This is a genomic window from Methylomonas sp. LWB, from assembly GCF_001856095.1.
GTDB classification, from domain to species: Bacteria; Pseudomonadota; Gammaproteobacteria; order Methylococcales; family Methylomonadaceae; genus Methylomonas; species Methylomonas koyamae_A.
The window spans coordinates 75,828-96,732 of sequence record NZ_MKMC01000010.1 but is presented as its reverse complement, the minus strand read 5'-3'; the positions used below and the strand labels follow the sequence as shown (position 1 = coordinate 96,732).

Sequence of the window (20,905 nt, the reverse complement as noted above, 5' to 3'; positions counted from 1 at the left end):
TGGAAGGCTTTTTCAGGGATGGCAATTTACTGGAGAGCGGTTTTGGCGGATCAATCCATGGAGACCCCGCCGGTTTGGCCTGTGACGATCGCCAGCGCCGACCAGCGACTGACGTTAGCGTTGACCGGCGATATTTCGGTGCGAAAAGCGCTGGACGCCACCGGTTTGAGAGTGCGCGCGGCTTGCGGCGGCTTGGGAACCTGCGGTGCGTGCTTGATACGGATCGTGAGCGGCGAGTTCAATCCGCCGACGCTGGCCGAATATCAAAAAATTCCCCCCGAGGAACGGGAAGCCGGTGTGCGCTTGGCCTGCCAGTTGTGGCCGCGCGGGCCGGGCGAACTGTATCTGGACAACCCGGCGCCTGCGTCGGTTTGGCTGGCGCTGGACGAAGACGGGTGCGACCGCTGGCCGGGCGATCCCGAGCTTAGCGGCGGCCGTTACGCTGTCGCGGTCGATTTGGGGACCACCCATATCCGCTTGTCGTTTTGGGACCGCCAATCCGGCCGGCGCATCGGCACCCGCATCGGCGTCAATCCGCAAATCGCCGTCGGCGCGGACGTGTTGACCCGGCTGGATGCGGAAAGCCGCGACGGCGCGGATCGGCCGATAGGCCGGCTGGCCCGAGACGCGGTGATGGACGGTATCCGCGATATTCTGAGCCGGGACTTGGGCGAAATCACGCCGATTCTGGCCCAACTCGGGAAAGCGGTCATCGTCGGCAACACCGCGATGCTGACGCTGATTTGCGGCGGCGACGGCGATAACCTGTATCGACCGGAAAACTGGCGGCGGCCGATTGCCTGCCAGCCGAACGATCTTGATGTCTGGCGCCGCGACTGGCGCACGCCGGCGGCGGATATTCGTATCGTGCAGCCGCTGGCCGGCTTTATCGGTTCGGATTTGTTGGCCGATGTTCTGGCCACCGGCATCATCGAACAGACCGAGCCGATGTTGTTGGCCGACTTCGGGACCAATACCGAAATTGCCTTGTGGGACGGTGACCGCTTGACCGTCACGTCGGTGCCGGGCGGACCGGCCTTCGAAGGCGTCGGTTTGCGCAACGGCGTGTCGGCGGAGCCCGGCGCGATCGCTCGCGTGGCCAAGGATGAACAAGGCTGGCAATGGCAGACCCTGGGCGACCGGCCGGCGCGCGGTTTCTGCGCCAGCGGTTTTATCGACGCGATCGCATTGTTGTTGGACGCCGGGTTGCTCAAGCCCTCCGGGCGGTTTGCCGAAGCGCCGCCGATCGAAGGCTTTCGCCTCGATCCGGCCGTGCCGCGCACCGCGATCTTCCCTGGCGATATCGACGCCTTTCAGCGCGCCAAGGCATCGGCCGCAGCCGCGATGGCGCAACTGCTGGCCGATGCCGGATTGGCGCTTGCCGATCTGGCCGCGCTGTGGATTTGCGGCAGCTTCGGCCGGCATCTGGATTTGCGTCACGCGGTTCGGGTCGGTTTGTTGCCGGCATTGTCGGCGGAACGCACTAAAATTATGGCGAATGCCGGATTGGCCGGATGCGAGCAATTGCTGTTGGATGCTCGGGGCGAATCGCGGCTGCAGGCCGTTTTGGCGCGGGCCGGTGTCGTCAATCTGGGCGACTCCCCGGCTTACGAAGCGCGTTTTATCGACCATCTGCGTTTATGCCCGATGCCCAATTAGGAGCGATCATGGATCTGGAATCCTACATCAAGTCTTACAACGAGGCGGTTTTCGAAACCGACAAACAAGGGGCTTTCGCTGTCGTCAATCAAGCGTTGGAACAAGGACTCAGTGCCGAGGACGTGGTCTTCAAACTGGTGATTCCGGCCGTCGAACAGATGATGGAAATCATCGAAAAAGATCCGGACGCCAATCTGGCTCAGCATTTCATGACCGCGCAGATCGCCGCCGACGTGACCGAGCGCATGCTGGAAAAATTCCGGAAACCGCCGGAAATGATAGGCCGGGTCGTCATCGGCGCGGCATACGGCGATCTGCATTCCTTGGGCAAACGCATCGTCAGCGGTTGCTTGAAGTCGCTGATGGTCGATGTCGTCGATTTAGGCACCAACGTCAGCGCCGAAAAATTCGTCGATACCGCGGTCGAGGAAGACGCGCAGGTGATTGCGATTTCCGCGATGATGGTCCACACCGCGACCGGCGAGAAAGGCAGCACGCGGGTGCGGGCCTTGCTGAAGGAACGCGGCTTGGAAGGCCGGATTAAATTGGCGGTGGGCGGAGCGCCTTACCGCTTCGACCCGGCGTTGTACATTAAGGTCGGCGCCGATGCCTGGGCGCCCGACGGGGTGACCGCCGCGAAGGTCATCGTCGATTTGATTCGGGAGGTGAAGCCATGACCCCGTCGCAAATTCTCGCTGCCGCGATCGCCGGCGAACCGGCGCCGCGTATCCCGGTGTTCTGTAATCTGTTAGACCACGGCGCGGGTCTGCTGGGCATGCGGGCCAAGGATTATTTCGCCGACGGCGCGGCGGTGGCCGAGGCGCAATTGCGGCTGTTGAAATTGTACGGCCACGACAACGTGTGGAGTTTGCATTACGTTGGCAAGGAAGCCGAGTTGTTGGGTTGCCGGGAAATATTGTTCGCCGACGACGGCGTGCCCAATGTCGCCGATTTCGTGATTAAGAATTTGGACGACATCGCCAAATTCGAGGTGCCGGCCGACATCACCTTGTTACCGGCCTGGCAGTCCATGGCGGATTGCTTGCGGATTTTGCGTGCCGAAGTGGGCGGGACTCATCCGATTTGCGCGTACATCACCGCCTCGACCACCTTGCCGGCCATCTTGATGGGGATGGACAAGTGGCTGGAGTTGTTTTTGCTGGGCCCCTTCGATCTGCGCGATGAATTGCTGAGTAAGTGTTCGGCATTCTTCCGCCAGGAAATCGCCGCTCTCCGCGCCGCCGGGGCCGATGTATTGGTGTATTCGACGCCGTTCGGCTCGCCGGCCTTCGTTAGCCGCAAGCAGATCGAAAACCTGGTGCTGCCCTGGATGCGCAGTGATCTGGCCGACGGTGTGGAAAACGTGGTCTATTACTGCGGCATGGCGCCGTTTAACGACGTCATCGATTGGGTGTTCGACGAGTTGGACATCCACACTCACTACATCAGTCCGTTGGCCGATCTGGCGGAAGCCAAGCGGCTGATCGGCGCGCGCGGGCTGACTTGCGGCGTCATCGACGACATTAAAATGATTCATTGGACGCCCGAGCAGACGCGGGCCGAGGTCAAGCGCATCCTCGACATCGGCAAACCCGGCGGCCATTTTCTGTTCGGCAACGGTGTGATGCCGTTGGCGGTGCCGGAAGCCAACATCCGCGCGATGGTCGATGCCGCTTTCGAATACGGGAGGCTGGAATGAAAAGCTTCGAACTCAAGCAAGACCCGCCGCTGACCATGGTCGGCTGCGGCATCCTACGCAAGGAAGTGGATCTGCTGATCGAAAAGAACCGCTGGAACGTGCACACCTATTTTTTGGATTCCGCGTTGCACAATTATCTCAATCGGCTTTCGGACGAATTGAATCAGGCCTTGACCGAGCGCGAACAGGCCGGCGAAAAAACCGTGGTGTTTTACGGCGGTTGCCATCCCTTGATGGAGCATTTCCTGGATGAGCACCACACCTGCCGGACCCACGGCCAAAATTGCATCGTCATGCTGCTCGGCTACGAGGCGTTCATGCAAGAACTGGAGAAGGGCGCGTATTTTCTGGTCGAAGATTGGGCGTTGACCTGGGAGCCGATGATTACCGCCTGCTTCGGCACCAAACTGGACGTAGTCCGGGAAATCTTTCATAGCAGTCACAAATACATTCTGGCTTTGCGCACGCCTTGCAACGGCGACTTCACGTCGGCCGCCGAGGCGGCCGCCCGTTTCGTCGATTTGCCGTTGCTATGGCGGGACGTTGGCCTGGAACATCTGGAAGGAGTATTGGCCGATGCCATTCAACGCCGTTTGGCCGAGGAATCATGACAGCGGCGGCCGATCCTCGCCATCTGCAACAGCGCATCGAGCACCTCGAGGCGCGGGTCCGCAAGTTATCCGAAGAAAAAGCCAATTTATACTTGGTGTTGCACATGGTCGAATTGCTGAATACCGTCGCCGGCGTCGAGAGTTTGCTGGAAAGCTGGATGGCGGCGCTTTGCGGCACCTTGGGTGGCAGCAATGTGGAAATTTACTATCTCGACGAAGGCAAACTCCATTACGCCAATTTGTTCGGCGAGCGTTGCGTGTTGACCGAGATCGGAGACCCGCTGGTCGCCGAAGCCTTTAGCAGCCAGCGCTTTATCGAATCCGCCAGCGACGCCCGGCACACTTTGTTGCGCGGTACCGAGGTGCCGGTGGCCTGCACTTGGGTGATGCCGTTACTGGTCGGCAAGGAATTGATCGGCGTCGTCAAAATGACCGATTTATTGGGTTCGGCACAAATGCGCGACTATCTACAACCCTTTCTTTCGCATATGGCCTTGATCTTGAATAACGAAATCAAGACGCGTGTCGCCGAAACCGCCAACCGGGCCAAAAGTAACTTTCTGGCGACGATGTCGCACGAAATCCGCACGCCGCTGAACGGTATTCTGGGCATGGCCCAATTATTGAGCCTGCCGGGCGGCAATCCGGAGAAGCATCGGGAATACGCCCAAACGATATTGACCTCCGGGCAAACCCTGTTGGCCTTGTTGAACGATATCCTCGATCTTTCCAAAATCGAGGCCAGCAAGCTGGAATTGGTGCAAGTCGCCGTCGCGCCGGCCGTGATCATCGAAGAAACGCGTCAGCTTTACGCCGAGAGCGCCCGCCAAAAAGGTTTGTCGCTACACGCCGATTGGCTGGCGGAGCCCGACCGGCATTATTTGCTCGATCCGGTGCGCTTGCGGCAAATGCTGTCGAATTTGCTGAGTAACGCGATCAAATTTACCGAGCGCGGCGAAATTCGGATCGAAGGTCGGGAATGGGTCGGCGAAACCGGCGCTACCGAATTGGAGTTTTCGGTCAGCGATACCGGCATCGGTATCCCGGCGGAGCAACAAGCACTGCTGTTCAAGCCGTTCACTCAGATCGATACCGGTGCCGCCCGCCGATTCGGCGGCACCGGCTTGGGCCTATCCATCGTACGGCGTTTCGCCGAACTGATGCACGGATGCGCCGGCGTCGACAGCGCGGCGGGCTCGGGCGCCCGGTTTTGGTTTCGGGTGCGCGGCGAGCCGACGGAGGTCGAGCCGGCAGCCGATCCAATGCCGTCGGTCGGCGAACCCCGCCGGCAACTCGTCGAGCCGACCGATGGGCGGATACCGAATATCTTGATCGTCGACGACGATAAAACCAATCGGGCGGTCGTCGAAGCGATGTTGTCCGACCAGCGGGTTAGGCTGATCAGTGCCGAGGATGGCCGGCGCGCGCTCGCGGTGCTGGCCGAACAGGCTGTCGATCTGGTGTTGATGGATTGCCGCATGCCGGACATGGACGGCTACGAAGCAACCCGGTGTCTGCGGCAACGGGAAGTTGGGGAAGGCGTGCGGCGCGTGCCGGTCGTGGCGCTGACCGGTCATGCCTTTGCCGAAGATCGGCAGCGTTGTCTGGATGCCGGGATGGATGCCGTATTGGTCAAGCCCTTGGAGCTGAGCGCCTTGAACGGCCAACTCGCCCGGTTTTTGCCCGGATGGCACACTGTCGAAGCGGCGGCAACCGTGCCTGAATCCGCCGTGCAACTGGACTCGGAGCGGATCGCGGTTATGTTGGATGAACTGGACGGGCTATTGGAAAAAAATCTGTTCAACGCGGTCGGCAAATACCAGGCCTTACAACAGTTGCTGCAAGGCAGTCCGCTGCAAAACCGGTTTCTGGCGGTGGGGCAAGCGATCAACGACATGAGTTTCGACCGGGCGCTGGTCCGGCTACGGGCTTTGCGAGCCGAAACCTCGACCGGGAGCGGTCCGCTATGAGCGAACGTCAACTAAAAATCCTCGCGATCGACGATACGCCAGCCAATTTGGCCTTGTTGGGCATGGCGTTGCAGGACGAATATTCGGTTCAAATCGCCACGTCCGGCGCGAAAGGTCTGGCGCTGGCTCAGGACGACCCACCCGATTTGGTGTTGCTGGACATTATGATGCCCGACATGGACGGTTTTGAGACCTGCCGACGCTTTAAGGCGGATGCCGGCTTGAAGGACATACCCATCATTTTCGTGACGGCTCTCAACGAGAAAAATACCGAAATGGCCGGGCTGGCCTTGGGGGCCACCGACTATTTGACCAAGCCCATCGACATCAATGTCGCCAGATTGCGGATTCATAATTTGCTGGAACGGGAGCGCTTGCGGATGGCGCTGCTGGCGCGGGAGGCCGAGCAGCGCTTGGCGGCCAGCGTGTTCGCCCACACCCATGACGGCATCGTGATTAGCGATGCCGACAATCTGATTATCGATGTGAATGCGTCGTTTACCCGAATCACCGGTTATCAGCGCGACGAGGTGTTGGGGCTAAATCCGCGGGTCCTGAAATCCGGCCGCCAGCCGGCCGAGTTTTACCAGACGATGTGGCACACGCTGTTGGAACAAAACTATTGGCATGGCGAGCTGTGGAATCGCCACAAGAGCGGCCGGCATTACGCGGTACTCAGTTCGATTTCGGTGGTGCGCGATCAGAACGGCGCGATTCACCACTTCATCGGTCTGTTTGCCGACATCACTCAGTTGAAAAACCACGAGCACGATCTGGAGCAAATCGCTCATTTCGATCCGTTGACCGGGATTCCCAATCGCTTGCTGCTGGTCGACAGGCTGACTCAGGGGATTGCCCAGACCCGGCGTTCGGGACGGCAGATGGCGGTTTGCTATTTGGACCTGGACGGTTTCAAGCCGATCAACGACAGTTACGGTCACGAATTGGGCGATCAGCTGTTGATTGCGATTGCCCGGCGCATAACCGAATGCTTGCGGGCGGGCGACACCGTGGCGCGGATCGGCGGCGACGAGTTTGTCTTGCTGTTGCTGGACTTGCCCGATCGCGACGAATGCGAATCGATTTTGCAGCGGGTTTTGGCTGCGGTGGCCAGGCCGTTTTTGATCGACAATCTGGCCTTACGGGTGTCGGCCAGCATCGGTTTTACCTTGTTTCCGGATGACGACGCCGATGCCGATACCTTGCTGCGGCATGCCGATCAAGCTATGTACGGCGCGAAACACGCCGGCAAGAATCGTCACAATTTGTTCGATCCGGCGTCGGATAAGGCCGCACACGAGCGAGGCAGGGCGTTGGCCGACGTCGAACGAGCCTTGCGCAACCAAGAGTTCGAGTTATTTTTTCAGCCCAAGGTCAATATGCGCACCGGCAAGGTGCTCGGCGCCGAGGCCTTAATCCGTTGGCGCCATCCGCAACGCGGGCTGTTATTGCCCCAAGAGTTTTTACCGGTCGCCGAAAACAGCGATTTGATCGTCGAGATTGGCGATTGGGTTTTGCGCAGCGTGCTGGATCATCTGGAAGAATGGCGGCGAAACGGCTTGACGATCAAGATCGGGATCAATATCGCGCCGCGGCATTTGCTGCGCGAGGATTTCACCAGGCGCTTGGCGGCGCATCTGAACGACCACCCCGACTTGCCGGCCTCTTGTCTGGAATTGGAGATTCTGGAGACCGCCGCGCTCGCCGACATCGGCCGGGTTTACCAGGTCATGCGCGAATGCCAGAAGATGGGCGTCACGTTCGCGCTCGACGATTTCGGTACCGGTTACTCGTCGTTGACCTATTTGAAAGCCTTGCCGGCCGAAGTACTGAAGATCGATCAATCCTTTATCCGCGATATCTTGCGCGATCCCGAAGACTTGGCGATCGTCGAGGGCATCATCAACCTGTCCGGCAGCTTTCGCCGCCAGGTGGTGGCCGAGGGCGTGGAGAGCGTCGAGCAGGGTTTACAACTGTTGAAACTGCGTTGCGAACAGGCGCAGGGCTTTTGTATTGCCAGACCGATTCCGGCCGCGCGATTGGCCGATTGGATCGCCAATTGGCAGCCGAATCCCCAGTGGCTGGATTTGGGGAATGGTTTGGCCTCGGACCAGGAATGAACGCGAAATCTTGGCGCGGCCAAGCTCAGCGTTTCCAGTCGTTGAGCGGCTCGTTGTCGTCCAGGTCGGCGGGATCGAGAATAATCGAACCGTCGGGCCCCCAGTTGACCTTGGTGATGCCAGGTTCTTCGGCTTCCAGGGCGCGTAGAATCGCCTCTTGCTGGTCGAGGCGGGTTTGTTGGTCGCGGACCTGATCGGCCAGTCGCCGGTTTTCCAACAACACCCGTTTCAATTCCAGACCTTTTTCGACGGCGTTGACGATTTCGTGGTTGTTCCAGGGTTTGTTCAAGAATCGGAATACCCCGATCTCGTTAATAGCCTGTTGCGTGGCTTCCAAGTCGGCGTAACCGGTCAGGATCAGTCTAACGGCGTCCGGCTGTAGAACCATGAATTTCATTAAAAAACTGATACCATCCATGCCTGGCATCCGGTAATCGCTGATCACCAGGTCGAACGGTTGCTTGCCGGCGAGCACCAGCGCCTGCTCGCCGCTGTCGGCGGATACGACCTGGTAGGGGCGCAGCAGCCGGTTCAGGGCTTTTAGGATGTTGGGTTCGTCGTCGACGATCAGGATGCGGGCGGGTTGGGCGTTCATCGGCGTAGGGAGGCGGGTCGTTGGCTCGTTGCGTCAATAACATAATCATAGTTAGGGTTTTCGCGGCCGTGTACAAGCAAAACAACTTTTTTCGATATACCTTGACCTTCGAGGACGGTAGTTCTCGGGATTTGCTGCTGGAGATCGACGCGGGTTCGGAAACGTTGGTCGCGCCGCCGCCGGAGGCCCCGCCGTTCTGGAGCAAGCTGGATTATCAGCAGTGCGAAAACTGCCCGTTGTCGGTCGAGCGTTCGCCGTTTTGCCCGGTGGCGATCAATTTGATTTCGTTGATCGAGTGGAGCGGGACTTTGGTTTCCTATACCAATGTCAAGGTGGAAGTCGTCACCACCGAGCGTAGCGTCAGCGGCGAAACCACGCTGCAGCGCGCGTTGAGTTCCATCCTCGGTTTGATCATGGCAACCAGTCCTTGTCCGCATACTGAATTTCTGAAACCGATGGCGCATTTTCATTTGCCGCTGGCCAGTGCCGAGGAAACGGTTTACCGGACGACGTCGATGTTTTTGCTCGCGCAATATTTCTTGCACAAGGACGGCCGCGAGGCGAGGTTGGAGCTGGACAGACTGAGCGACATTTACGAACAGTTGCAGATCGTCAATCGAGCCCTGACGCGGCGCTTCAAGGCGGCGAGCAGTCAGGACGCCACCGTCAATGCGATCATCGTGCTCGATCTGCTATCGCAATCGGTGACCTGGTCCATCGAGGACGGCCTGGAAGACCTGCGTTATTTGTTCAAACGTTACGGCGTGAAATGAGCGGCGTTGCCCGCTAGACCCGGATACGCAGCACCAGGTTTTTGCTGCGCTTGCGCATGTCCAGGATACTATCCACCTGAGCGGCGGTCAGGATCGTGTTCTTTAGGTATAGCACGTCGTTGCAGATGATTTCGGCGGCTTCCATGCCGGCTTGCAATTGGGTCCAGGAAATTTCGATGACCGGCCGCGTGTCTTCGACACTGGTTTCCGACAACAATCGCAAGAAGGACTCGACGACATCCGGATCGTAATCGCTGTGTTTGCGCAACAGCAAGCGGCTTTTGGCCTGGTCTACCGTCATCGCCGAGCCGGTGATGAAACCGTCCAGAAAGCAGATATAGTCGCGGACCACCGCCAGGATGCGGGAGCCCAGCGGAATTTCCGAACCGTGCAGCGAGTTGGGTTCGCCGGAACCATCGAAATGTTCGTATTGGTGGTGGATGATATTGGCGGCATTTTGCAGGGCGTCGATGCCTTGCAGCAGATTGAAACCTTCCCGGCCGTTTTGCAAATAGCGCTTCTTGTCGTGGCTGGACATCAGGTGCAGCGGTTGCCGCAGCAATTCGTCCGGCAGGCTCATTTTGCCGATCTGCGCCAACAGGCCCGCATAGAGTACATCGCGTGCTTCGTCGGCGCTCAAGCCCAGCCGCTGCGCGACATTGCGGGCGTTTTCGGCGATGAACAACGAATGGCCGCTCTTGATGCCGGGTCGCATTTCGACGATTTTGGCGAAGACTTTTACCGAATCCACATACTGCCGCTTCAAGGCATTGTGAGCTTGATCCAGCTTTTGCAACGACAGCCGCAGCTGTTCGGTACGATGCTCGACTTTTTCCTCGAGATGGACGTTGAGTTCCTTAAGCTCCTCGTTTTGGCGGTTGATGATCCCGAACAGACGCTGGCGTTCGTCGCGCAGACGCTTTTGCTCGACGGCGTTGTTGACCAGAATTTTCAGTTCGTTGTCTTCCCACGGCTTGCTGCAATAGCAATAAATCCGTCCCTTGTTGACCGCCGCCACAGTCGATTCCAGATCGGCGTAGCCGGTTAATAGAATACGGACCGTGTCCGGCCAGCGCTCGGCGACGCGGGTCAGGAATTCGGCGCCGTCCATTTGCGGCATGCGCATGTCCGAAATGATCAAGTCGATAGGTTGATGGGCCAAAACTTCCAGCGCTTCGGCGCCGCTTTCGGCGGTTTCCACCCGATAATCGCCGCCGCGAAACAGCCGTCGCAGGGCCTTCAGAATGTTGGCTTCATCGTCGACGAACAGCAGATTGATCGGCGCGGCGGCGGATTCGGTGGCGGTCGGGTCGGTCATGGTCGTTACCTTGCCTGCGGCGGATTAGCGGATGGGTAGGCACACCCGAAACCGGCTGCCCTGTCCGGGCGTCGATTCCAGTTCGATGCGGCCTCGGTGATCCTGGACGATTTTGTAAGAGAGCGACAGCCCCAAGCCCGTTCCCTTGCCGACCGGTTTGGTCGTGAAAAACGGATCGAAGATTTTATTGCGGATGTCGGCCGGAATGCCGCGGCCGCTGTCCTCGATCTCTACCCACAGCCAATCGTTGTCTTGGTAACCGGTCCGTATCGTGATTTTGCCGAAGTCGTCGATGGCTTGCGCGGCGTTGACCAATAGATTCATGAATACTTGGTTCAGTTGGGCGCCGACGCAGGCGAAGGGTTTGAGTCCGGCGTATTCCTTGACGACTTCGGCCTTATATTTTAGCTCGTTGTTGATAATGTTCAGCGTGGCGTTCAAGCCGGCTTCCAAATCGAACGGCGCCAGCTCCTGGGTATCGATCCGCGAGAAATCGCGCAGGTCCTGAACGATTTTTTTGGCGCGCACCGCGCCTTCCATTGCCTCGTTTACCAGATCCGGCAGATCGCTTTTGATAAAGGCAAGGTCCAGCGATTTTTGCAGGTTGCGAAAGGTTTGAGCTTCGGCGTGATCGGCCGGCAATTGGCCCGCCAAGCGTTCGCCGGCTTCGCTCAGTTTCAACAGGTCTTGCAGATATTGGCGCAGCGTGTTCAGATTCGAGTAAATATAGCCGAGCGGATTGTTGATTTCATGGGCCACGCCGGCCGCCAGTTGGCCTATCGACGCCATTTTTTCCGATTGCAGCAGGTGGTTTTGCGCTTCCTTGAGTTGTTGGTTCAGCAAGCTTTCCTGGTTTTTCTCGATCAGCAGCGTTTCGTTGGCGATCCGCAATTCCTGAGTGCGCTGTTCGACTAAGCCTTCCAACGCCGTTTCGGCTTGTTTTTGCACGCTGATGTCCATGCCGCAGCCCATCAGGCCGGCAAACCGGCCGTTGCCGCGTAGCCTGGGAACCGCGGTTTCCAGCACCCAGATCGGTGGCTTGCCGGCGGGCAGCAGCCGGTATTCGAGCTGTACCGCTTGTAAATCCACCGCCGCCTGCAAATAGCTTTGTCTGACCCTGGCTCGGTCTTGCGCGTCGATCAATTGCATCCAATTTTCCAGGTTCAGTTCGGTTTTCGCCAAGCCCAAGGTCTCCAGCCAATAGCGATTGCAGAAAATCGGAACGTGCTGGGCATTGGTGATCCAGATCAGCGCCGGCAACAGGTCGGCTAGCGCTCGAAAGCGAGTTTCGCTCTCTCGTAACGCCGAATATAAGTTGCTTTGCATGATGTCGGTCTGCTGTTGCTTCAGCGCTTCCGGATTGTCCGGATGCGTGTCGTTGATGGCCTGAGCCATCTTCTTGTCGGCGTAGAGAATGTGCGACGATAGCCAGCCGACCAGAAATTCCAGCAAGGCATTGGACACCCGATCGGGTTCGGCGATGGCTTTTTGTTGCTCGGCCACTACGGTAGCGACGAAGTCTCGGTGTTGCTGGCAATGCAGCTCGAAGTCGTCGGCGGCGTAATTGCCGGCCCGCATCAGCTCTTCTTCGTGCTTGAAATGGTAATCGGTGTAATCGATCAATGCCGCGACCAGATCCAAGATAGCGCGAGGCTCGTCGCCGACCGCGACCGCCTCGTCCAGCCGGTTGAGGATTTCCACCAACCGCCGGTGTTGGGCATCGACGGAAGGAATGCCGACATTGAGCTGATTGCTCCAGGTTAATATAGCCATGGATGTATTAACATTGGTTCTCTGGATTTGAAGGCCGGATAATACCCGGAGAATGATTTAACAAACAGGGTTGTCGGCCGAGGAGCCTCAGCCTTTAGCTCATACCCTCATAACTGTAAGCGATCCGATGGACATTGCAACTTCCGATACCGATTCTAACGCGACCGTCCTGTTGGTCGACGACGATCCGACCAATCTGACGGTATTCGGACAGGCGCTGGCACCGTATTACGACGTGCTGGTGGCCAATTCGGGCGAACGGGCCTTGCAACTGATACGGGCCGGCGGATGTCCGGACTTGATTCTGCTCGACGTGATGATGCCGGACATGGACGGCTATCAAGTCATCGAACGCTTGAAGGCCGATCCGGCCACCGCCGCGATACCGGTGATCTTCGTCACGGCGCTCACCTCGGGCAGCGACGAAGAACGCGGCCTGCAATTGGGCGCGGTGGATTACATCAATAAACCCTGCCATTTGTCGATCTTGTTGGCCAGGGTGCGCACTCATCTGGAACTGAAGAAATCCCGGGATTGGTTGCAAAATCAAAACGCGTTTCTGGAGGCCGAAGTACAACGCCGGCAACAGGAAAATCAACACGTGCATCTGCAATTGCTGCAATCGGAAAAAATGGCGGCGATCGGTCAATTGGCGGCCGGCGTGGCTCACGAAATCAATAATCCGATCGGCTTCGTCACGTCCAATCTGAATGCGTTAAACGACTATATCGCCGATCTGTTTGCCGTGCTCGACGCCTGCGACGCGGCGGTGGCGGGCGGTCAAACCGATAGCGACGCATTGGCGCGGGCTCGCGCGCTAAAACAGGCCAAGAATTTGGCATTTCTACGCAACGACATACCCGAATTGATCGCCGAATCGCGGGAAGGTTTGGCGCGGGTCAGGCGCATCATCCAGGATTTGAAGGACTTCTCCCACGCGGACGAAAACCTGTGGGAAACGGCCGATTTGCATAAGGGTCTGGATTCGACGCTCAACATCATTTGGAACGAGCTGAAATACCATTGCACCGTCAGCAAACAATACGGCGAAGTGCCGCCCGTCCATTGTCTGCCGTCACAGCTGAACCAAGTATTCATGAATCTGCTGATCAACGCCGGCCAAGCCATCAAGACCACGGGCGAGATCGCGATTCGCACCGGTACGGCCGGCGCCGAAGCGTGGGTGGAGATCGCCGATACCGGCGAAGGCATAGCTCCCGAACATCTAAACCGTCTGTTCGAGCCGTTTTTTACCACTAAGCCGGTCGGAAAGGGGACGGGCTTGGGGCTGTCGGTATCGCAAAACATCATCAAAAAACACGGCGGACGGCTGGAAGTCAGTAGCGAACTCGGGCGGGGATCGACGTTTCGAGTCGTGTTGCCTATCTCCCAAACATAAGAAACCCGGCCGCGCGGGCGCGGCCGGGTCTGCCGTCAGTCGTTGCGTTGGCGTAGATGATCGCAGGATTCGTCCACGCCGTGGCGGTCGATATCGCAGACCGATTCCAGCCACATCGCGTTGATGATCGCAAAAGCGGCGGCGAAGCCGACGCCGAGTATCCAGGCAAAGTACCACATAGTGTGTCTCCGGTTTAGTAAAGAGTATGGCTGTCGTTCAGAACGGTTTCCTCGGTAACGCTGCCCCAGATCACTTTGTAAACAAAACGGGTGTACAGCAATACGATGGGCAGGAATACCACGGTGATCCAGAACGCCCACAACAAGGTGGTGTGACTGGAACTGGCGTCCCATAGCGTCAAACTGGAGCCCGGATCGGTGGACGAAATCAGCAAGAACGGAAATAGGCCGAAGCCGACCGTCAGCGCGATGCCGGCGATACCCAAGCTGCTGAACCAGAACGCCGCGCCCCGCGATTCGCCCTTGCCCAATAGCCAAGCGGCGAACAGACCGGCGAAACCGGCCACCGGCGCCAGCCACATCCACGGGTAGGCCATGAAGTGCTGGAACCAGCCGGCACCGGCCGCCACCACGGTTTTACGCAAGGGGTTGGAAGGCGCGTCGCCGGCCGCCATTTGCGTGATTTCCGGGCGCTCCAGGCCGAAGAACACCCACAGCGTGACAGCCAGTAGCGCCGTTAACAGCAGCGGTCCCAATAGCTCGACGGCTAATACCGCGCGATGATGTATTGTGCCCTCGCTGCGCCATTTCAAGAACAGCGCGCCGTGGAAGGTGGTCAACAACAAGCCGGTGACGCCGCACAGTAGCGCGAACGGGCTCAGCAGGCCCAGGAAGGTGCCGTCGTAAAAGGTGCGCAGGTCTTGGTCCAGATGGAACGGCAGCCCCAGGATCAGATTGCCGACCAGTACGCCCAGCAACACCGGCGGCAAGGTGCCACCCAGGAACAAACACCAATCCCAAGTGTTACGCCAGGTTGGGTCTTCGATCTTGCTGCGGTAGTCGAAGCCGGCCGGCCGGAAAAACAACGAGAACAGCACCAGCAACATGGCCGCGTAAAGGCCGGAGAACAGCGTGGCATAAACCGCCGGCCAGATAGCGAACACCGCCCCGCCCAACAGGATCAGCCAAACCTGATTGCCTTCCCAGGTGGCGCCGACCGTGTTGATGATGACGCGACGCTCGATGTCGTTGCGGCCGATAAAGGGTAACAGCGTGCTGACGCCGAAATCGAAGCCTTCGGTCAGCGCGAAGGCGATGCCGACGACGCCGATGAACAGCCACCAGATGACTCTTATGGTTTCGTAATCGAACATGACTTACTCCTGTGGGTGTGTAGATTGCGCGTTGCGGCCGCGATGACCTTGGCGCGTGTCGCGCATGCGACCGGCATCGCCGGCGGGTCCGTCATGCTCGCATTTCATGGCTTGTCCGCCGACGGCGTGGCGGGCGTGATCGCTGAGCTGAGCGCCGAAAAAGCGGTGGATCGCGTCGACCAGGGCCGGCTGCTCCGCCGAATATTCGATTTCGGCGCCATTGGGCAACTCGCGGTAATCGAATCGCACCGCGCCTGCCGCGGCGGCCAATTCCGCCAGGCCCGGCATGTCGTCGCCGTGTATTCGCCGCTGTCTGGAAAAGTCGCCCTTGCGGAAGCCGGCGCTGATGTCGGCCAAATGTTGACGAATCAGACTGATTTGCTCGGCGTCGTTGGCGTCCTTGGCAATCACTTGCTGCAGACCGCCGTGTTCGGTCTTTTCGAACACATGCAGGGTTTTGTCCAACGCGAACGGCATGACGTGGCCGCCGCGTTCGGCGACCTGGTCCAAACGGGCCGGACTGGCCGGCGGTTGTGCCTGGCTGGTGCCGGCCGAGACGACGATCGCCAGGGCTAGCAGAGATGGATGGATATGCTTCATTCGATTCTCCTATTTATCGACGATGGCTCACTCAGTGGGCGCCAGCCACGGCCGCGCCGCGCTCTAAACAATACCGGCCGGTGTGCAGACTGCTAGGCCCGAGCCGGACATACTTCAGCATCAAATACATCTCGATAATCAGCAGTACCGTATAGAACAGCGCGAAACCGGCCAAGCTGAACCAGAGCTGGCCGGCTTCCAGGTTGGACACGCTCAGATGGGTAGGCAACACGCCGGAAATGGTCCAGGGTTGGCGGCCGACTTCGGCGACAAACCAGCCGGTTTCCGCGGCGATCCACGGCAGCGGTATGCACCAAACCGCCATCCGCATCAGCCAGCGTTTTTGATCGGCGACGCGGGTTGCACAGTAATAGAACGCCATCGCGAAGATGAACAGCATCGTAAAGCCGCAGGCGACCATGATCCGGAAGGTCCAGAACAGCGGCGCGACGCGGGGGATGGTATCGTCGGCGGCCTTTTCTATCATCGCCGGCGTGGCGTCCGCGACCTTTTCGGTGTACTTTTTCAACAGCAGGCCGTAACCGAGGTCTGCCTTATGTGCGTCGAATGCCGTTTTGGCGCTCAGGTCGCCGCCCCGCAGTTTCTGCAATTCGGCGTAGGCGATCATGCCGCTCTTGATGCGCTCGGCACTTTCGCCGCGCAAGTCTTTCAGCCCCTTGACGTCCTCGTCGATCGAGCGGGTGGCGATCAAGCCCAGTACGAACGGTATCTTGATCGCATAGTCGGTATGTTGGCTTTCCTGATCCGGGAAACCGAATACGGTAAAGCTAGCGGGGGCGGGGTGGGTGTCCCATTCGGCTTCGATGGCCGCCAGCTTGATTTTTTGGGTTTCACCCGAGGTATAACCGCTCTCGTCGCCGAGTACGATCACCGACAGGATGGACGCCAAGCCGAAGGCCGAGGCGATCGAAAACGAGCGTCTGGCAAAGCCGATGTCGCGCTTGTTCAGCAAATACCAGGAGCTGATGCCTAGCACGAACATCGAGGCGGTCACGTAGCCGGCCGCCACGGTATGCACGAACTTGACTTGGGCGACCGGGTTGAAGAACACGTCGGCGAAGCTGGTCATTTCCATGCGTAGCGTTTCGTAGTTGAATTCGGCGCCGACCGGAAATTGCATCCAGCCGTTGGCAATCAAAATCCACAGTGCCGACACGTTGGTTCCGATCGCCAGCAGCCAAGTCACGCTCAAATGTTGCACCTTGGACAGTTTATCCCAGCCAAAGAAGAACAGGCCGACGAAGGTCGATTCCAGAAAGAACGCCATCCAGCCTTCGCTAGCCAGCAGCGGTCCGAAGATGTCGCCGACATAGTGCGAGTAATACGACCAGTTGGTGCCGAATTGAAACTCCAGCGTCAGACCGGTCGTCACCCCCATCGCGAAGTTGATGCCGAACAGCTTGCCCCAATAGCGGGTCATGTCTTTATAGACTTCCTTGCCGGTCATCACGTACACCGATTCCATGATGCCGAGAATAAAGGTCATGCCCAGCGTTAGCGGCACGAATAAAAAGTGGTACAGCGCGGTTAGACCGAACTGCATGCGGGACAGCATGACTATATCGTCACCGAACATGGTTGGACTCCTTTACGGTTGTGGTGGAAAGCGTTGCCGGCGTCGCGGCGGGTAGGGCCAGTCGGGCGGCGATGTCCGGCGGCCCGGCCGGACGGTCGAGCCAGCGGAACAGTAAAAACCAAAGGCCGATCAAGAACAGCAACTTAATCAGCAGGGCGAAGCCAATCTCCCAACGCAGTAATCCGGCGCGGGGCAAGTCGGGCGGTATGGGTTTGACGTTTTGCATGAGTTTGACTCCGTGGGTCCGTGTGCTTAGTTGTCGTCGGTGGGTTTGCGGATGATCCGGGTGGCGATCGCCAGCATCAGGATGGCGCCGGCAATCATCAAAATGCCGGGTCCCGCCTGGTGGTGGGCTTGAATATCGCCGATTAGCAGTCGGGCCAGCGCGGTGATCGCGATGTAAATCAAGCAACGTACCGGCATCAGATTGGTTTTAAAATAAATGCCGACCATCGCGCCCAGTTCCAGATAAATAAACAACAGCAAGATGTCGCCTATCGTGGCGTGGCCCTGCATCATCATGCCGCCATATGCCACGACCGCCGACCAGACGATGCTGGCGCCAATCACGAACAGGGCCAGGTAATGAAAGGCTTCGATCAACAGGTTGCCGATTTGGTCGGCCCTGACCTTGTTGCGTTCGTACCAAAGGTCGAAACGTTGCGGTTGCATGCGGCTTTCCTCAGTGCATTTGGCCGTGCATGGCCGCCGCCGGGTCGGCCGGAGCCGCTTTCAACATTTTCATGCCGCGCATGCCCATCATCACCCCCATCGTGATCAGCAACAGCGCCGACACTTTGAGCAATTGCCGCATCACGCCGGCCGGCAACAGCGTGGCGAACAGGCCGAAGCCCAACAAGGGCGGCAGGGTGCCGAGACCGAATAAGGTCAAAATCGTCGCGCCTTGCAGCGGATCGCCGCTACCGGCCGCCATCACGTACATGGCTTGCAACGGTCCGCAGCCCAGCAACAATCCCGTCAACAGGCCGGTCGCCAACGGGCTGCGCGGCCGCCGGCGTAGCCCCTCGCGGACTTGCCGGTTCAACCCGGCCGGTCCGCGTAAACCAAAATGCCGCAACCAACCGAAGACATTCAGCATTTTCAGCCCGTACAGCACCAAGAACAGACTGGCCGCCAACGCGGCAACGGCGCGCATCGTCGGCGTAATCGCGATCAAGGCGCCCAGCAAGCCGAATCCGGCGCCGATCACGGCATAGGAAGCGGTTTTACTCAAGCCGTACACCAAGTGAGACAGTGCTTGCCGAAATTTACCGCTTGTCGGATCGGTGTAGCCGACCACGAAGCCGCCGCACATGCCGATACAGTGAAAGCCGGTCAAAAAGCCCAGACCCAACAACAGACCGCGGTCCATGTGCGGTCCGATTTGCCGCATCACGTCCGGCATCAGACTTTTGCCCCAAAACGTCACGCCGCCGACGCCGATCAAGAGCAGCACAAACGCCGACATGCTCCAAACGCGACCGACTCCGGCGGCGGCCGGCCGCGGATCGGCTTGGTAGCCGCGCGCCGCCAACGCGGCTTGCACGCGGTGTAGATCGATCAAGCGGTTGTCGTAGCTAAATTTGGCCTGGTGCTCCGCATAGCTGACCGCATCGACCTGAACGCCGGGCAGGGCTTGCAAAATATCCGCGATGGCCGCTTCGCAACCGCCGCAATGCATGCCTTCAATGTTGAGTTGTACTTTTTCCACCGACATGATTCGATCCTCCGCTATCTTGGGCGAAGCGCTATTCCACCAGGAAGTCGCGCATCATCCCCATGTCTTCGTGTTCCAGGTTGTGGCAGTGATACATGAACAAGCCCTTGAAATCCTGGAACGGTTTGATCATTTTTATCCGTTCGCCCGGCATGACCAACACGGTGTCTTTCCAGCCGCTATCGATAAAGCCGTCCTTGACTGACGCGTAATCCGCGCTTACGCCGGCCGTGTCGCGCTCGAGAATCTGGAATTGCTGACCGTGCAAATGGATGGGGTGGGCCATCGCCATCATCATGCCCATATTGCCGCCCATGCCGTGCCGCCCCATGCCCATCATCCCGCCGCGACCCATTCCGCCGTGCGCATGAAAAATTTCCAGGGTTTGCAAAGTGTCGACCTGGATGCGTTCGCCGGGCTGGATGTCGTTGAACGCGTAAGGCCTATCGTTCAGCACCATGCGCATCGGGCCCTCCGAGATACCGATCGGGACGGGTTGTCGCGGATTGGCGGTATCGGTCGGCCGATAGCGTTTAATAGTAGACAATTTGTGAGGTAATGCCGGACTGTCGCCGGCCGGTCGTGCTATCCGCACTTGAAAAATCGGGTAATCGCCGCCAACCGGCAGCGCCGAGCCGTGCATGCCGCCCATCATTCGCTCGCCCATTCCGGGCAATACGCCGGAAAAAGAACGGCTGCGCATCGTTAACCGCGTTCCGACTTTACGCCCGCTGAAATCCGCCCAGACGTCGATACGTTCGCCGGGTGCCAGCATCACGTAAGGTTTGTCGATCGGTGTTTCCAGCAAACCACCGTCGCAACCGATGACGGTGACGGGGCTAGCGTCGTCCCAAGCCAGTTTGTAGATGCGCGCCGTTGAGCCGTTGAGGACGCGGAAACGGTAAGCCCGAGCGTCGGCGTCGAGCTGAAAATCGGGGCGACCGTTGACCAGAATTCGGTCGCCGTAGAATCCCATCATTCGGTCGTGCATGTGGCTGGCGTATACCAGTTGGTTTTGCCCGTCGAAGCGGCGGTCTTGGATCACGATGGGAATTTCGTATTCGCCGTCCGGCAGTCCCAGTCGGCGTTCTTCGGAGTCATTCACCAGAATGGCGCCGGCCAAGCCTTGGTAGACATGCTTGCCGGTCAAATTGTGGGTGTGCGGATGGTACAGGTTCATGCCCGCCCGGTTGCGCATCTCGAATTCGTAAACGTAGGTCTCGCCGGCGGCAATCTCGTAGAGCGGATGCCCGTCCATCTCGGCCGGTACGTGCAGGCCGTGCCAATGGGTGATGGTGGGGCCATGCAGCCGGTTGCGCAGATTGATGCGAATTTTTTGGCCGGTTTCGAAACGCAACAGCGGCCCCAGATAAGAATCCGGCAATTCGGTCAACGTGCCGGCGGGGCCCTTCAGCAGTTTTCCCGTGTACTTTAATACCCGCGTCGGCTGGCCGGGCAATATCGTTTGAGTCGCTTGCTGGCAGATCAAGTCGAGTTCGACGTCCGGGTGAAAGTTGGCCGAAGCCTGACGCGGCGGCGTTTTCGGCATGTCGCCCATGCCTTCCATCGCCCGCGCCAAGCCGGGCATCGCTGCCCAAGCCATCAGACCCGCACCTGCTTGCGCGAAAAAATGCCGACGCGCACGGCTGAACGTTTGAGACATATTCCCCCCCTCGAACCTCGGTTATCGTTATTATCCGCCCGGCGATTCCGGCACGGCGGCCGTCCCTGGGTCGGCGCG

The 20,905-nt window shown here is 58.9% G+C and carries 19 protein-coding genes; 8 read left to right on the top strand and 11 right to left on the bottom strand.

The window, feature by feature from the left end; translation table 11 throughout:
• Positions 1-42 precede the first annotated feature (42 nt).
• The 6 genes from BJL95_RS05465 to BJL95_RS05440 are packed head-to-tail and all read left to right on the top strand — an operon-like array spanning position 43 to position 8,059.
• The gene (locus tag BJL95_RS05465) at positions 43-1,659 is read left to right on the top strand and encodes an ASKHA domain-containing protein (protein WP_254786691.1); all 1,617 of its coding nucleotides are present in this window, start codon (positions 43-45) and stop codon (positions 1,657-1,659) included.
• Positions 1,660-1,667: 8 nt separating this feature from the next.
• Entirely contained in the window at positions 1,668-2,336 is a 669-nt protein-coding gene (locus BJL95_RS05460; RefSeq protein WP_071156139.1) for a B12-binding domain-containing protein, read from the top strand.
• Positions 2,333-3,358 (top strand): uroporphyrinogen decarboxylase family protein, encoded by a 1,026-nt coding sequence (locus BJL95_RS05455; protein WP_071156119.1) that lies wholly within the window; start codon positions 2,333-2,335, stop codon positions 3,356-3,358. Before BJL95_RS05460 ends, BJL95_RS05455 begins: the two co-directional genes overlap by 4 nt.
• A complete protein-coding gene (locus tag BJL95_RS05450) occupies positions 3,355-3,969 on the top strand; it encodes a DUF1638 domain-containing protein (protein WP_064030369.1) in 615 nt (204 codons plus the stop codon). The genes BJL95_RS05455 and BJL95_RS05450 overlap by 4 nt, the downstream gene beginning before the upstream one ends.
• Positions 3,966-5,939: an ATP-binding protein gene (locus tag BJL95_RS05445; RefSeq protein ID WP_071156118.1), complete on the top strand. Its 1,974-nt coding sequence runs from the start codon at positions 3,966-3,968 to the stop codon at positions 5,937-5,939. Before BJL95_RS05450 ends, BJL95_RS05445 begins: the two co-directional genes overlap by 4 nt.
• A complete protein-coding gene (locus BJL95_RS05440) occupies positions 5,936-8,059 on the top strand; it encodes an EAL domain-containing protein (RefSeq protein WP_071156116.1) in 2,124 nt (707 codons plus the stop codon). Before BJL95_RS05445 ends, BJL95_RS05440 begins: the two co-directional genes overlap by 4 nt.
• Before the next feature lie 25 nt (positions 8,060-8,084).
• On the opposite strand, the gene BJL95_RS05435 is transcribed toward BJL95_RS05440, so the two are convergent.
• Positions 8,085-8,654: a response regulator gene (locus BJL95_RS05435; protein ID WP_071156114.1), complete on the bottom strand. Its 570-nt coding sequence runs from the start codon at positions 8,652-8,654 to the stop codon at positions 8,085-8,087.
• Positions 8,655-8,722: 68 nt separating this feature from the next.
• On the opposite strand from BJL95_RS05435, the gene BJL95_RS05430 reads away from it, so the two are divergent.
• Positions 8,723-9,427 (top strand): hypothetical protein, encoded by a 705-nt coding sequence (locus tag BJL95_RS05430; RefSeq protein ID WP_064030377.1) that lies wholly within the window; start codon positions 8,723-8,725, stop codon positions 9,425-9,427.
• A gap of 13 nt (positions 9,428-9,440) precedes the next feature.
• Here BJL95_RS05430 and BJL95_RS05425 read toward each other — a convergent pair whose 3' ends face one another.
• Positions 9,441-10,745: an HD domain-containing phosphohydrolase gene (locus BJL95_RS05425; protein WP_071156112.1), complete on the bottom strand. Its 1,305-nt coding sequence runs from the start codon at positions 10,743-10,745 to the stop codon at positions 9,441-9,443.
• 24 nt (positions 10,746-10,769) lie between these two features.
• Complete coding sequence (locus BJL95_RS05420; protein WP_071156110.1) at positions 10,770-12,518, bottom strand: bacteriohemerythrin; 1,749 nt, start codon at positions 12,516-12,518, stop codon at positions 10,770-10,772.
• Between the two features lie 127 nt (positions 12,519-12,645).
• Here BJL95_RS05420 and BJL95_RS05415 point away from each other — a divergent pair, with 127 nt between their 5' ends.
• Positions 12,646-13,917, top strand: a complete 1,272-nt coding sequence (locus BJL95_RS05415; RefSeq protein ID WP_071156108.1) for an ATP-binding protein — start codon at positions 12,646-12,648, stop codon at positions 13,915-13,917.
• Between the two features lie 35 nt (positions 13,918-13,952).
• On the opposite strand, the gene cydX is transcribed toward BJL95_RS05415, so the two are convergent.
• Genes cydX through BJL95_RS05375 form a run of 8 tightly spaced genes read right to left on the bottom strand, consistent with a single transcriptional unit; the run spans position 13,953 to position 20,827 of the window.
• Positions 13,953-14,096 (bottom strand): cytochrome bd-I oxidase subunit CydX, encoded by a 144-nt coding sequence (gene cydX, locus BJL95_RS05410; protein WP_064024721.1) that lies wholly within the window; start codon positions 14,094-14,096, stop codon positions 13,953-13,955.
• A 14-nt stretch (positions 14,097-14,110) separates the two neighbouring features.
• A complete protein-coding gene (gene cydB, locus BJL95_RS05405) occupies positions 14,111-15,250 on the bottom strand; it encodes a cytochrome d ubiquinol oxidase subunit II (protein WP_071156106.1) in 1,140 nt (379 codons plus the stop codon).
• Between the two features lie 3 nt (positions 15,251-15,253).
• Positions 15,254-15,850, bottom strand: coding sequence for an aspartate carbamoyltransferase (locus tag BJL95_RS05400; protein WP_071156104.1), 597 nt, complete (start codon positions 15,848-15,850; stop codon positions 15,254-15,256).
• Between the two features lie 31 nt (positions 15,851-15,881).
• A complete protein-coding gene (locus BJL95_RS05395) occupies positions 15,882-17,447 on the bottom strand; it encodes a cytochrome ubiquinol oxidase subunit I (RefSeq protein ID WP_071156102.1) in 1,566 nt (521 codons plus the stop codon).
• A complete protein-coding gene (locus tag BJL95_RS05390) occupies positions 17,437-17,673 on the bottom strand; it encodes a hypothetical protein (RefSeq protein WP_071156100.1) in 237 nt (78 codons plus the stop codon). The genes BJL95_RS05395 and BJL95_RS05390 overlap by 11 nt, the downstream gene beginning before the upstream one ends.
• A gap of 26 nt (positions 17,674-17,699) precedes the next feature.
• Positions 17,700-18,119 (bottom strand): phosphate-starvation-inducible protein PsiE, encoded by a 420-nt coding sequence (locus BJL95_RS05385; protein WP_064024711.1) that lies wholly within the window; start codon positions 18,117-18,119, stop codon positions 17,700-17,702.
• A gap of 10 nt (positions 18,120-18,129) precedes the next feature.
• Entirely contained in the window at positions 18,130-19,164 is a 1,035-nt protein-coding gene (locus BJL95_RS05380) for a sulfite exporter TauE/SafE family protein (protein ID WP_071156098.1), read from the bottom strand.
• Between the two features lie 31 nt (positions 19,165-19,195).
• Positions 19,196-20,827: a multicopper oxidase family protein gene (locus BJL95_RS05375; RefSeq protein ID WP_071156096.1), complete on the bottom strand. Its 1,632-nt coding sequence runs from the start codon at positions 20,825-20,827 to the stop codon at positions 19,196-19,198.
• Between the last annotated feature and the right edge of the window lie 78 nt (positions 20,828-20,905).

Coding starts and splice junctions, on each gene's coding strand:
- BJL95_RS05425 (WP_071156112.1), bottom strand. CDS start 10,745: ATGACCGACCCGACCGCCACCGAATCCGCCGCCGCGCCGATCAATCTG.
- BJL95_RS05395 (WP_071156102.1), bottom strand. CDS start 17,447: ATGTTCGGTGACGATATAGTCATGCTGTCCCGCATGCAGTTCGGTCTA.
- BJL95_RS05415 (WP_071156108.1), top strand. CDS start 12,646: ATGGACATTGCAACTTCCGATACCGATTCTAACGCGACCGTCCTGTTG.
- BJL95_RS05460 (WP_071156139.1), top strand. CDS start 1,668: ATGGATCTGGAATCCTACATCAAGTCTTACAACGAGGCGGTTTTCGAA.
- BJL95_RS05385 (WP_064024711.1), bottom strand. CDS start 18,119: ATGCAACCGCAACGTTTCGACCTTTGGTACGAACGCAACAAGGTCAGG.
- cydX (WP_064024721.1), bottom strand. CDS start 14,096: ATGTGGTACTTTGCCTGGATACTCGGCGTCGGCTTCGCCGCCGCTTTT.
- BJL95_RS05375 (WP_071156096.1), bottom strand. CDS start 20,827: ATGTCTCAAACGTTCAGCCGTGCGCGTCGGCATTTTTTCGCGCAAGCA.
- BJL95_RS05455 (WP_071156119.1), top strand. CDS start 2,333: ATGACCCCGTCGCAAATTCTCGCTGCCGCGATCGCCGGCGAACCGGCG.
- BJL95_RS05380 (WP_071156098.1), bottom strand. CDS start 19,164: ATGTCGGTGGAAAAAGTACAACTCAACATTGAAGGCATGCATTGCGGC.
- BJL95_RS05450 (WP_064030369.1), top strand. CDS start 3,355: ATGAAAAGCTTCGAACTCAAGCAAGACCCGCCGCTGACCATGGTCGGC.
- BJL95_RS05440 (WP_071156116.1), top strand. CDS start 5,936: ATGAGCGAACGTCAACTAAAAATCCTCGCGATCGACGATACGCCAGCC.
- BJL95_RS05435 (WP_071156114.1), bottom strand. CDS start 8,654: ATGAACGCCCAACCCGCCCGCATCCTGATCGTCGACGACGAACCCAAC.
- BJL95_RS05445 (WP_071156118.1), top strand. CDS start 3,966: ATGACAGCGGCGGCCGATCCTCGCCATCTGCAACAGCGCATCGAGCAC.
- BJL95_RS05420 (WP_071156110.1), bottom strand. CDS start 12,518: ATGGCTATATTAACCTGGAGCAATCAGCTCAATGTCGGCATTCCTTCC.
- cydB (WP_071156106.1), bottom strand. CDS start 15,250: ATGTTCGATTACGAAACCATAAGAGTCATCTGGTGGCTGTTCATCGGC.
- BJL95_RS05390 (WP_071156100.1), bottom strand. CDS start 17,673: ATGCAAAACGTCAAACCCATACCGCCCGACTTGCCCCGCGCCGGATTA.
- BJL95_RS05400 (WP_071156104.1), bottom strand. CDS start 15,850: ATGAAGCATATCCATCCATCTCTGCTAGCCCTGGCGATCGTCGTCTCG.